Annotated in this window: 10 protein-coding genes; 4 read left to right on the top strand and 6 right to left on the bottom strand. The window is 72.3% G+C overall.

The window, feature by feature from the left end:
• Positions 1-146 precede the first annotated feature (146 nt).
• Together ACIBW9_RS42220 and ACIBW9_RS42215 are read right to left on the bottom strand one after the other, a co-directional pair.
• The gene (locus ACIBW9_RS42220; RefSeq protein ID WP_398964102.1) at positions 147-962 is read right to left on the bottom strand and encodes an inositol monophosphatase family protein; all 816 of its coding nucleotides are present in this window, start codon (positions 960-962) and stop codon (positions 147-149) included.
• A gap of 8 nt (positions 963-970) precedes the next feature.
• Positions 971-2,098 (bottom strand): ferrochelatase, encoded by a 1,128-nt coding sequence (locus tag ACIBW9_RS42215; RefSeq protein WP_398964099.1) that lies wholly within the window; start codon positions 2,096-2,098, stop codon positions 971-973.
• 225 nt (positions 2,099-2,323) lie between these two features.
• Here ACIBW9_RS42215 and ACIBW9_RS42210 point away from each other — a divergent pair, with 225 nt between their 5' ends.
• The 3 genes from ACIBW9_RS42210 (at position 2,324) to sepH (ending at position 6,289) form a co-directional block, all read left to right on the top strand.
• A complete protein-coding gene (locus ACIBW9_RS42210; protein ID WP_398964096.1) occupies positions 2,324-3,562 on the top strand; it encodes an MFS transporter in 1,239 nt (412 codons plus the stop codon).
• Positions 3,522-4,841 (top strand): D-arabinono-1,4-lactone oxidase, encoded by a 1,320-nt coding sequence (locus ACIBW9_RS42205; protein WP_398964094.1) that lies wholly within the window; start codon positions 3,522-3,524, stop codon positions 4,839-4,841. Before ACIBW9_RS42210 ends, ACIBW9_RS42205 begins: the two co-directional genes overlap by 41 nt.
• 401 nt (positions 4,842-5,242) lie before the next feature.
• Positions 5,243-6,289 carry a septation protein SepH gene (gene sepH / locus ACIBW9_RS42200; protein ID WP_398964090.1) on the top strand — a complete coding sequence of 349 codons (1,047 nt, stop codon included), beginning with the start codon at positions 5,243-5,245 and terminating at the stop codon, positions 6,287-6,289.
• A 269-nt stretch (positions 6,290-6,558) separates the two neighbouring features.
• Here sepH and ACIBW9_RS42195 read toward each other — a convergent pair whose 3' ends face one another.
• Positions 6,559-7,419 carry a sulfurtransferase gene (locus tag ACIBW9_RS42195; RefSeq protein WP_398964087.1) on the bottom strand — a complete coding sequence of 287 codons (861 nt, stop codon included), beginning with the start codon at positions 7,417-7,419 and terminating at the stop codon, positions 6,559-6,561.
• A 276-nt stretch (positions 7,420-7,695) separates the two neighbouring features.
• Between ACIBW9_RS42195 and ACIBW9_RS42190 the strand changes: the two genes are divergently transcribed.
• Positions 7,696-8,517, top strand: coding sequence for a VOC family protein (locus ACIBW9_RS42190; RefSeq protein ID WP_398964084.1), 822 nt, complete (start codon positions 7,696-7,698; stop codon positions 8,515-8,517).
• Here the strand turns inward: ACIBW9_RS42190 and ACIBW9_RS42185 are convergent.
• Genes ACIBW9_RS42185 through ACIBW9_RS42175 form a run of 3 tightly spaced genes read right to left on the bottom strand, consistent with a single transcriptional unit; the run spans position 8,514 to position 10,996 of the window.
• Positions 8,514-9,161 (bottom strand): thymidine kinase, encoded by a 648-nt coding sequence (locus tag ACIBW9_RS42185; RefSeq protein ID WP_398964081.1) that lies wholly within the window; start codon positions 9,159-9,161, stop codon positions 8,514-8,516. The genes ACIBW9_RS42190 and ACIBW9_RS42185 overlap by 4 nt on opposite strands.
• Positions 9,162-9,206: 45 nt before the next feature.
• On the bottom strand, positions 9,207-10,400 hold the full coding sequence (locus ACIBW9_RS42180; protein ID WP_398964079.1) for an alkaline phosphatase family protein: 1,194 nt from the start codon (positions 10,398-10,400) through the stop codon (positions 9,207-9,209).
• The gene (locus ACIBW9_RS42175) at positions 10,400-10,996 is read right to left on the bottom strand and encodes a DUF5998 family protein (protein ID WP_344401760.1); all 597 of its coding nucleotides are present in this window, start codon (positions 10,994-10,996) and stop codon (positions 10,400-10,402) included. Before ACIBW9_RS42175 ends, ACIBW9_RS42180 begins: the two co-directional genes overlap by 1 nt.
• Positions 10,997-11,032: the final 36 nt, after the last annotated feature.

The following is an 11,032-nucleotide window of genomic DNA, read 5'->3' as shown; positions in this document are numbered from 1 at the left end:
CGCCCCCCCCCCCGCGGCCCCCCCCCCCCCCCGCGCCCCCCCCCCCCCCCCCGCCGCCCCCCCCCCCCCCCCCCCCCCGCCGCGCCCCCTACGGCTCCCTCCCGGCCGGTGTCCGGCGGTGCGGTGGGCGCCAGGGGCCCGTGCCGTCAGTCGTGCCAGGCGCCGAAGTCCTCCAGGAGGCGCTGGAGGGGCTCGAAGACGCCCGGGGTGCCGGCGATCGTCAGGGCGTGTGCGGGGCGCTCTCCTGGGCGTCCACCGGTCAGGGCGCCCGCCTCCCGGGCGATGAGGTCGCCGGCCGCGAGGTCCCACGGGTGCAGGCCGCGCTCGTAGTAGCCGTCGAGGCGGCCCGCCGCGAGGTCACACAGGTCGACGGCGGCCGAGCCGCCGCGCCGGATGTCGCGCAGCAGCGGGATCAGCTTCTGCGCGACCTCCGCCTGGTGGGTGCGGACCGCGGTGACGTAGTTGAAGCCCGTGGAGACCAGGGCCTGGTCGAGGGGCGGCGCGGGGCGGCAGGCCAGCTCGCGCTCCCCCTCCCAGGCGCCCGTGGCGCGGGCTCCGCCGCCGCGGACCGCGTGGAACGTCTCGCCGCGCATCGGGACGGCGACGACCCCGACGACGGTCTCGCCGTCCTGCTCGGCCGCGATGGAGACGGCCCAAGTGGGCAGTCCGTAGAGGTAGTTGACCGTGCCGTCGAGCGGGTCGATCACCCAGCGGATCCCGCTGGTGCCCTCGGTGGAGGCGCCCTCCTCGCCGAGGAAGCCGTCGTGCGGGCGGTGCTCGGAGATCAGGTCCGTGATCAGCTTCTCCGCCGCGATGTCCATCTCGGTGACCACGTCGATCGGGCTCGACTTGGTCGCGGCGACCGCGAGGTCGGCCGGGCGGCCGTCCCGCAGCAGCGCCCCGGCGCGGCGGGCGGCCTCCTGGGCCAGTGCGAGCAGTTCCTGGTGCAGGGGGTCGGTCACGGGGCTCCTCACGCGTAGGGGCTGTCGACGCCCGCGGCGGCCGGGCGCGGGGCACGGGCCGGGCAGCAGCCGACCGGGCAGACGTTGTGGCTCGCACCCAGCGTGCCCAGGGCGCAGGGCGTGACCTCCTCGCCGCGCTCCACGGACGCCCGCTCCAGGACGAGGTCGCGGATCGCGGCGGCGAAGCGGGGGTCGGCGCCGACGGTGGCCGAGCGGCGCATCGGCAGCCCCAGCTCCTCGGCCTTCGCCTTGGCCTCCGTGTCGAGGTCGTAGAGGACCTCCATGTGGTCGGAGACGAAGCCGACAGGGGCGATGACGACCGCCGGGACGCCGGCCGCGTGCCGCTCCTCCAGGTGGTCGCAGATGTCGGGCTCGAGCCACGGGATGTGCGGGGCGCCGGAACGCGACTGGTAGACGAGCTGCCAGGGGTGGTCGATGCCGGTGCGCTCGCGGACCGCGTCGGCGATCAGCTGGGCGACCTCCAGGTGCTGCTCGACGTACGCGCCGCCGTCGCCGTGGTCCTCGACCGGGCCGGAGGTGTCCGCGGACGCGGTGGGGATCGAGTGCGTCGAGAACGCGAGGTGCGCGCCGTCCCGGACGTCCTCGGGCAGGTCGGCCAGGGACTGCAGGACGCCCTCGATCATGGGCTCCAGGAAGCCCTCGTGGTTGAAGTAGTGCCGGAGCTTGTCGATCTTCGGCAGCTCCAGGCCCTCGGCCGCCAGCTCGGCGAGCGAGTCGGCGAGGTTCTCGCGGTACTGGCGGCAGCCCGAGTACGAGGCGTAGGCGCTGGTGGTGAGGACCAGGATGCGGCGGTGGCCGGCGGAGACCATCTCGCGCAGGGTGTCCGTCAGATAGGGCGCCCAGTTGCGGTTGCCCCAGTGGATCGGAAGGTCCAGGCCGTGGTCCGCGAAGTCCTTGCGGAGGGCGTCCAGCAGGGCGCGGTTCTGGTCGTTGATGGGGCTGACCCCGCCGAACAGGAAGTAGTGCTGCCCGACTTCCTTCAGGCGTTCCTTGGGGATGCCTCGCCCGCGCGTCACGTTCTCCAGGAACGGGACCACGTCGTCCGGGCCCTCCGGGCCGCCGAACGAGAGCAGGAGCAGGGCGTCGTAGGGGGTGGCATCGAGCGCGTCTGACATGGGTCGATCCTGCCACCCGGCACTGACAGCCGGGAAACGGCGGGGTGACGAGCGGGGGCGGGCCGCATTCCGGACGAGTTCACCCGCCGAATTACCGGGTGCATTAGGGTGACCCCGCTCGTAAGCTGTATCAGCTGTATTCGCACCTTACTGAGCTCCAGACAGCACCTTTCCGTCGTCAGCACCGTCGCCAGCACCTTTTGAGCCGTAGCCATCGGAGACCCCGTGCCCAGCCCCTACCGCGCCCTGTTCGCCGCCCCCGGCACCAAGGGCTTCTCCGCCGCGGGCCTTCTCGGCCGGATGCCGCTGTCGATGATGGGCATCGGTGTGGTCACGATGATCTCCCAGCTCACCGGGCGCTACGGGCTCGCCGGCGGCCTGTCGGCGACCATCGCGCTCGCGGCCGCGGCGATCGGGCCGCAGATCTCGCGGCTGGTGGACCAGTACGGGCAGCGCAGGGTGCTGCGGCCCGCGACGCTCGTCGCGCTCACCTCGGCGGCCGGGCTGCTGCTCGCCGCGCACTTGCGGTGGCCGGACTGGGTGCTGTTCGTGTGCGCCGCCGGCATCGGCTCGGTGCCGAGCCTCGGCGCGATGGTCCGCGCCCGCTGGGCCGCCCTGTACCGGGGCACCCCGCAACTGCACACCGCGTACTCCTTCGAGTCGGTGGTGGACGAGGTGTGCTTCATCTTCGGGCCGATCATCTCCATCGGTCTGTCCACGGCCTGGTTCCCGGAGGCGGGGCCGCTGCTCGCCGCCTGCTTCCTGGCGACCGGCGTCTTCTGGCTGACCTCGCAGCGTGCCACTGAGCCCGAACCGCATCCCCGGGAGAAGCACGGCGGCGGTACGGCACTACGCGCGCGTGGCCTGCAAGTACTGGTGGCCACCTTCGTGGCGACCGGGACGATCTTCGGTTCCGTCGACGTGGTCACCGTGGCCTTCGCCGACGAGCGGGGACACAAGGCCGCCGCGAGCCTTGTGCTCGCGCTGTATGCGGCGGGTTCCTGCGTGGCGGGGGTCGTGTTCGGGCTGCTGCACTTCAAGGGGGCGCCCGCACGCCGCTGGCTGCTGGGCATATGCGCGACGGCCGTGAGTATGATCCCCCTCCTACTGGTCGGAAACTTGCCGTTTCTGGCCGTGGCGCTGTTCGTTGCGGGTCTGTCCATCGCTCCCACGATGATCACGACGATGTCCCTCATCGAAGAGCACGTACCACGCGCACAGTTGACCGAGGGCATGACCTGGGTGAGCACCGGCCTCGCGGTCGGCGTCGCGCTCGGCTCCTCGGTCGCCGGCTGGGTCATCGACGCGGCGGGCGCACGTGCCGGGTACGGGGTTCCGGCGGTGTCCGGGGCCGTCGCGGTCACGGTCGGTTTCCTGGGGTACCGCCGGCTCAGCAGGCCGGCTCCGCGTCGGGGAGGCACCGTTGAGCAGCACAGCGAGCGGGAAGAACGGCACGTGGCGTAACTGGGGCGGCAACGTCACGGCCCGGCCCGCCCGGGAGGTCGAGCCGGCTTCCGTGGAGGAACTGTCGGCGGCCGTTCGGCAGGCCGCCGAGGACGGGCTGACGGTGAAGGCCGTCGGCACCGGACACTCCTTCACGTCCATCGCCGCCACCGACGGTGTGTTGATCCGCCCTCAACTGTTGACCGGCATCCGCAAGATTGATCGCGACGCCATGACGGTCACGGTGGAGGCCGGCACCCCGCTCAAGAGGCTCAACATGGCGCTGGCCCGCGAGGGTCTGTCGCTGACCAACATGGGCGACATCATGGAGCAGACGGTCTCCGGCGCCACCAGCACCGGCACCCACGGCACCGGCCGCGAGTCGGCCTCGATAGCCGCCCAGATCAAGGGACTTGAGCTGGTCACGGCCGACGGTTCGGTGCTCACCTGCTCCGAGAAGGAGAATGCGGACGTCTTCGCGGCCGCCCGGATCGGCCTCGGCGCCCTCGGCATCGTCACCGCGATCACCTTCGCCGTGGAGCCGATCTTCCTGCTCACCGCGCGCGAGGAACCGATGCCGTTCGACAGGGTGCTCGCCGAGTTCGACCAACTGTGGGCCGAGAACGAGCACTTCGAGTTCTACTGGTTCCCGCACACCGGATCCACCAACACCAAGCGCAACAACCGCAGCGCGGGCCCCGAGAAGCCGGTGAGCCGGATCGCGGGCTGGTTCGAGGACGAGTTCCTCTCCAACGGCGTCTTCCAGGTCGCCCAGTGGGTCGGCCGGGCGGCGCCCGCGACCGTCCCGACGATCGCCCGGATATCCAGCAAGGCCCTGTCCGCGCGCACTTACACCGACATTCCGTACAAGGTCTTCACGTCACCGCGCCGGGTGCGCTTCGTGGAGATGGAGTACGCCGTCCCGCGCGAGGCCCTCGGCGAGACGCTGCGCGAACTGAAGACGACGGTGGACCGCTCCGGTCTGCGGATCAGCTTCCCCGTCGAGGTGCGCACGGCGCCCGCCGACGACATCACCCTGTCCACGGCATCGGGCCGCGACAGCGCGTACGTCGCCGTGCACATGTTCCGGGGGACGCCCTATCAGGCGTACTTCACCGCCGCCGAGCGCATCTTCACCGCGCACGAGGGCCGGCCGCACTGGGGCAAGGTGCACACCCGGGACGCCGAGTACTTCTCCGGCGTCTATCCGCGCTTCGGCGAGTTCACCGCGCTGCGGGACCGGCTCGATCCGGACCGGCGCTTCCAGAACGACTACCTGCGGCGGGTGTTGGGGCCGTAGCCATTGGTTCCGTTTCTGCCGATTCCGTGAAGTACGCCACGTTCAAGATCCCAAAACCCCGCAACGGGTGGCCGGGTCCGGTCCGTTGCCAGAAGTTGGGCGGCGCGCCGATCCACGCACGTGGCCCGAATGGAGTACTGTTGCGAGCCCTGGGTCCGGTCTCCCGCCAGGGCGTCCGTGACCTTCAAGGACCGCCGGGAGGGGGCTAGTTGCACAGGGTGACGGAGTTGGTCACTTAGCGTTGCGAATAGGTAACCGTGCCATAACGGCGATCCAGGGCCCTGGCCCGACACGCCGGGCAACTCGGCAAGGTTGTGGCAGGCTGCACCCGGGCAGGCCACACTCGACTAGCGGAAGCAGCGACGCACGTGACGTCGGCAGGCACCACCCGGGAGGTCCCCATGCCCGAACTGCGTGTCGTGGCCGTCTCGAATGACGGCACACGGCTGGTGCTGAAGGCTGCCGACGCAACGGAGTACACGCTTCCGATCGACGAACGGCTGCGCGCCGCCGTCCGCGGCGACCGGCCCCGCCTCGGCCAGATCGAGATCGAGGTGGAGAGCCATCTCCGCCCCCGTGACATCCAGGCGCGTATACGCGCCGGTGCCTCCGCGGAAGAAGTCGCCCAGCTCGCCGGCATCCCCGTCGACCGCGTACGGCGCTTCGAGGGCCCGGTGCTCGCGGAGCGGGCGTTCATGGCGGAGCGGGCCCGCAAGACGCCCGTCCGCCGGCCCGGTGAGAACGCCGGACCGCAGCTCGGCGAGGCCGTCCAGGAGCGGCTGCTGCTGCGCGGTGCCGAGAAGGACACCGTGCAGTGGGACTCGTGGCGCCGCGACGACGGCACCTGGGAGGTCCTGCTGGTCTACCGGGTCGCGGGCGAACCGCACTCGGCGAGCTGGACGTACGACCCGCCCCGGCGGCTCGTCCAGGCCGTCGACGAGGAGGCGCGCTCGCTGATCGGCGAGTCCGAGGACCTCGCCGCGCCGGAGCCCAGCTTTCCGTTCGTGCCGCGCATCGCACGGCTGCCGCGCGACCGTCCGCTGGACCGTGCCCTCGACCGGCCGAGCCTGCCGGCGCAGGCCTCCGAACCCGCGGAGGAGAGCACGGGTGAACGGGACTCGCTGACCAGCCTGCTGGAGGCGGTGCCGAGCTTCCGCGGCGACCTGGTGGTCCCGGAGCGCCCCGCAGAAGCGTCTCCTCCGCCGCCACCGCCGGAGGAGCCCGCCGCCGCCGAAGCCGAGGAGGAGGAGCCCCCGGCTCCCGCCGCCTCTGCCGGTTCCGCCTACGCGGACGTCCTCATGCCCCGCTCCGTCACCAGCCACCGCGACCGCCTCGTCGGCGCCACGGACCGCCAGGCCGAGGCCGACGGCGTCCGCCCGGGCCGCCGCGCGGCGGTCCCCAGCTGGGACGAGATCGTGTTCGGGACGCGCCGCAAGAAGCAGGAGTAGTCGGTCGTACGGCCGTGCAGACGGCCGTACGTGCATGGGGGCCGCGCCGACAGCGCGCGGCCCTCACTCATGCACCCTCTACGTAGCCTGCCGCCATGGGTGCCGCCTGGGGCGGCTCCCGACGAGGCCTGCGCGCAGTCGTACCGCCTCGGGCGACATCCAACCCTGCGTGGCCTGCGGGCATGCGTGCCGCCCAGGGCGGCACGGGTGGGCGCAGCCGGCGGCCGCCGGGGTCGGCAAGCTCCCCCACCCCGCGCCGCACCCAAGGGCTACTGAGGATCAGCGCCCACAGCAACAGGGCGAGTCGGATCCGATGACCACTCCGACCACGAGCCCACGTACAGCGCCGCATCGATCCCCGCGACCGCCAGCGCCAGCACCTCGTGCGCCCCGGAGACACCCGAGCCGCAGTACACGCCGACCGGCGTACCGTCGGCCGCGCCAAGCGCCTTGAAACGCTCGGCGAGTTCCTCTGCCGGCAGGAAGCGGCCGTCCGCTCCCACGTTCTCGTTCGTGGGCGCCGACACCGCCCCGGGAATGTGCCCGCCGACCCGGTCGATCGGCTCCACCTCGCCGCGGTACCGCTCCCCCGCCCGCGCGTCGAACAGCACCCCGGCCCGCGCCAGCGCAGCGGCGCCGTCGGCGTCCAGCAGCCCCGCCGCGCCCGCGACCGGCTCGAAGTCGCCCTCCGCCGGCGCGGGTGCCGACGTCTCCAGGAGCCCCTCCCAGGACGGCAACCCGCCGTCGAGGACCCGCACGTCCGGGTGACCCGTCCAGCGCAGCAGCCACCAGGCACGGGCCGCCGCCCAGCCCTGTCCGCCGTCGTACACGATCACCGGCGTCCCGGCCGAGACGCCCGCGCGGCGCATCGCGGCGCCGAAGACCCCGAGATCGGGCAGCGGGTGGCGGCCGCGTTCGCCGGGTGCGGAGGCGAGCTCCGAGTCCAGGTCGACGTAGACGGCACCGGGGATGTGGCCGGCCGCGTACTCGGCCCGGCCGTCGAAGGGCGGCTCGCCGGCTGCCCGGGCCACACTGAGCTGCCAGCGGACGTCGAGCAGCACGGGCGGGCGCGGCCCCGCGAGAGCGCTCGCGAGTTCGGAAGCGGAGATGATGGCGTTCATGGCCCCCATCCTTGCGCACGGGGTGGCCGCACCATCCATGTCCGGCTACTCTGCTCGGCCGGACAGGCCCGATCACGAGGCGTACGGGTTCGGGCACATGCTGTACAGCTGATCGACACCCGTCGGCAATCGCACAGAAACGGACACAAAACCGCACACCGGGCATCCTCCTGGCATGCGGCGCGCCCGGAGCGCGCGGTCGCATCTGTGGTGCGAGCATCTGCACGGAGATCCGGAGTGCGGAAGCGACACGGCGACCGCGAGGGGTCGAGGAGAGAGTTGACGATGACTCAGGCACGGGGGTCGGCCGGCCCGAACAGCGAGACGCACAGTAGGCACGCGCCCGGCACGCCCTGCTGGGTGAGCCTGATGGTGCACGGTCTGGCCGCGACCCAGGACTTCTACGGTGCGCTGTTCGGCTGGGAGTTCCAGCCGGGCCCCCAGCAGCTCGGCCCGTACGCGCGCGCCCTGCTCGACGGCTACGAGGTGGCCGGCATCGGCCAGCTGCCGCCGGACCGCCATCTGCCGATCGCCTGGACGCCCTACCTCGCCTCGGACGACGTGGACCTGACCGCGGAGACGGTACGGCTGTGCGGCGGCACCATCGGGGTGGGGCCCCTGGACGCCGGCGAGGCCGGCCGGCTCGCGATCGGTTCGGACCCCGTCGGCGCCGTCTTCGGCATCTGGCAGGCGGCCGAGCACCTCGGCACGGCGCTCACGGGCGTACCCGGCACCCCGGCCTGGAACGAGCTGCTGACCTTCGAGTCGGCGAGCGTGGCCAAGTTCTACGAGACGGTCTTCGGCTACGAGGAGGAGCCCGTCGTCTCCGCCGACTTCGACTACGTGGGCCTGCACATCGAGGGCCGCCCGGTCGCCGGCATCCACGGCGTGGGCACCGCCCTGCCGCGCGACCGGGGCCCGCACTGGATCACGTACTTCGAAGTCGCCGACACGGACGAGGCCGTGGTCCGCCTCGTGGATCTGGGCGGCCACGTCCTCAAGCCCCCGAGGGACAGCGCCCACGGGCGCGTGGCCACGGTCGCCGACCCGGAGGGCGCCCGCTTCTCACTGATCCAGAGCCCGCAGCAGGGCGGGCAGTCCTTCTAGCTCTGCGACACCGGCAGCACGTCCGGGGACAGGGCCGCCGAGCCCGACGTCGCCGCCGTCATGCGGCGGCGGTGGTGGCGGCGGCACAGCACCTCGTAGCCGACGGCCTCCGGCTGGTTGACGTCGCCGACGACGACCTGGGCGCCCTCGACGACCATGGCGCCGCCCACCGTGCGGGCGTTGTGCGTGGCGCGGGCACCGCACCAGCACAGGGCCTCCACCTGGAGGACCTCGACGCGGTCGGCCAGCTCGACCAGCCGCTGGGAACCGGGGAACAGCTTGGTGCGGAAGTCGGTCGTGATGCCGAAGGCGTAGACGTCCAGGCCCAGGTCGTCGACCACGCGCGCGAGTTGGTCTATCTGCTCCGGTGCCAGGAACTGCGCCTCGTCCGCGATGACATAGTCCGCGCGGCCGCCCTTCGAGAGGTGGTCGACGAGGTAGGCGTACAGGTCCTGTCCGTCCTCGACCTCCACCGCGTCCGTGACGAGGCCGAGGCGGGAGGAGAGCTTGCCCTCGCCCGCGCGGTCGTCACGGGTGAAGATCATCCCTGCCAGACCGCGTGCCGAACGGTTGTGCTCGATCTGCAGAGCCAGCGTCGACTTCCCGCAGTCCATGGTTCCGGAGAAGAACACCAGCTCGGGCATGGGGAGTTGAGCACCTTTCGGTGGAGGGGATCGGAGGGGTGGGCGTCAGGAGCGTACTTCGAGCAGGGGGACCAGTTGTTCGGAAGGGGTCATCGAGCCGTGGTTGCCGACCATCACCGACTCCTTGGGCTCCCGCTCGGAGGCGATGATCAGGACGTCGTCGCGGGCGGCCGCGACGACGTCGCCGATGCGGGCGTACACACGCTCGTCGATGTGCGGTCCGAACCAGCCCGCCGCGATCGCCTCGTCCCGCGAGGCCACCCAGAACTGCTCGCCGAGCACCTCGCGCCAGACGGTGAGTACGTCGTTCTCGGCGCCCGGCACCGCGTACACGTGCCGGGCGCGGCCCTCGCCGCCCAGCAGGGCGACGCCGGCGCGCAGTTCCCAGTCCTCGTCGAAGTCGATGCGGTGCTCTTCGTCGAAGGGGATGTCGACCATGCCGTGGTCGGCGGTGACGTACAGCGCGGTGCGCGGCGGGAGTTGCTCGGCGAGGCGCTGGACGAGGCGGTCGACGTGCATGAGCTGGCCGCGCCAGGTGTCCGACGCGACGCCGTAGCGATGGCCGGCGCCGTCCAGTTCGGCGTAGTACGTGTAGACCAAGGAGCGGTCGCCTGCGGCCAGTTGCGCGGCCGTGAGGTCCATGCGGTCCTCGCCGGACAGCCGGCCGTGGAACGTTCCGCCGCTGAGGGCCACCTGGGTCAGCGGGGTGTTCTCGAAGGTCGGCGACGTCACCTGGGCCGCGTGCACCCCGGCCTGTTCGGCCAGCTGGAAGACCGTGGGGTACGGCTGCCAGGCGCGCGGCGACGTCCACGGCCGCCAGCGCAGCTGGTTCATCAGCTCGCCGGTCTCGGGGTTGCGCACGGTGTAGCCGGGCAGGCCGTGCGCGCCGGGCGGCAGACCGGTGCCGACGGAGGCGAGGGAGGTCGCGGTGGTCGCCGGGTAGCCGGTGGTCAGCGGGCGGCCGGTGCCGCCGCGCGAGGTGCCGAGGAGCGAGGTCATGAAGGGCGCCTCGTCCGGGTGTGCCTTCAGCTGCTCCCAGCCGAGCCCGTCGATCAGGAACACGCAGTTCCGGTCGGCGGGGGTCAGCTCGGTGATCGCGGCGGTCATGTCCGGTACGGCCATGCCGGCGGCCAGTGTGGGCAGCAGGTCGGCGAGGGAGCCGCTGCCGTACTCGGGCTGTGGCGCGGAGTCGACGGCGAGCGGTTCCGGGTGGGTGTCCCAGGGAGCGGACTGCGACATCAGCGGGTGGTGTCCGCGGTGGCCTCGGAGAGCGACTGGGCGAAGGCGAGTGCCTGGCGGACGGTCTCCGGTCCGTCACCGGCCTCGCTGACGCGCAGGCTGAGGTCGTCCGCCGTCGAGTTGCCCGTGTATCCGTGGTCGGCCTCGCAGTTGGGGTCGCCGCAGGCGGCCGGCTCGAGGTCGATGCGCGAGACGGCGCCCCAGCCGATGGTGAGGACGACCTCGCGGGGCAGGGTGCCCGGCTGGTACTGCTCCGGGTTGGCGACCACGCGGCTGACCACGACCGAGGAGATCCGGCCGAGCTTCACGGACTCCGTGGAGGTCGTGGCGTAGGGCGTCGGGGAGGTGGTGTCCGCGGCCTGCTCGTCGGTGTGGCTGACGATGAAGCGGTTGCCGGTGAGGACGAGCACCGTGACGTGCCGCCGCACCTCGTTCGCGTCGAACGTGGTCTCCTGGTGGACCAGGTACGACCGGATGGGCTCGCCGCCCACGGCGGCCTCCACCGCCTCGGCCACGAGGGCCGGGTAGTAGCCGCTGCGCTCGATCGCCGCGCGCAGCCCCTGGGTCGTCGTACTGGTCTTGGCCATGACGTCCATCCTACGGGGGTGCACTGACTGCGAGGCACCGGTCAG

Source organism: Streptomyces sp. NPDC049541 (assembly GCF_044465725.1).
Lineage (GTDB): Bacteria > Actinomycetota > Actinomycetes > Streptomycetales > Streptomycetaceae > Streptomyces.
The sequence above is the reverse complement of the archived record's forward strand: the minus strand, read 5'-3'. Positions and strand labels throughout refer to the sequence as shown.

What these genes read in the sequence shown, in the direction of transcription:
- ACIBW9_RS42185 (WP_398964081.1), bottom strand. Translation starts at nt 9,161, where the DNA reads ATGCCCGAGCTGGTGTTCTTCTCCGGAACCATGGACTGCGGGAAGTCG.
- sepH (WP_398964090.1), top strand. Translation starts at nt 5,243, where the DNA reads ATGCCCGAACTGCGTGTCGTGGCCGTCTCGAATGACGGCACACGGCTG.
- ACIBW9_RS42215 (WP_398964099.1), bottom strand. Translation starts at nt 2,098, where the DNA reads ATGTCAGACGCGCTCGATGCCACCCCCTACGACGCCCTGCTCCTGCTC.
- ACIBW9_RS42175 (WP_344401760.1), bottom strand. Translation starts at nt 10,996, where the DNA reads ATGGACGTCATGGCCAAGACCAGTACGACGACCCAGGGGCTGCGCGCG.
- ACIBW9_RS42190 (WP_398964084.1), top strand. Translation starts at nt 7,696, where the DNA reads ATGACTCAGGCACGGGGGTCGGCCGGCCCGAACAGCGAGACGCACAGT.
- ACIBW9_RS42180 (WP_398964079.1), bottom strand. Translation starts at nt 10,400, where the DNA reads ATGTCGCAGTCCGCTCCCTGGGACACCCACCCGGAACCGCTCGCCGTC.
- ACIBW9_RS42195 (WP_398964087.1), bottom strand. Translation starts at nt 7,419, where the DNA reads ATGGGGGCCATGAACGCCATCATCTCCGCTTCCGAACTCGCGAGCGCT.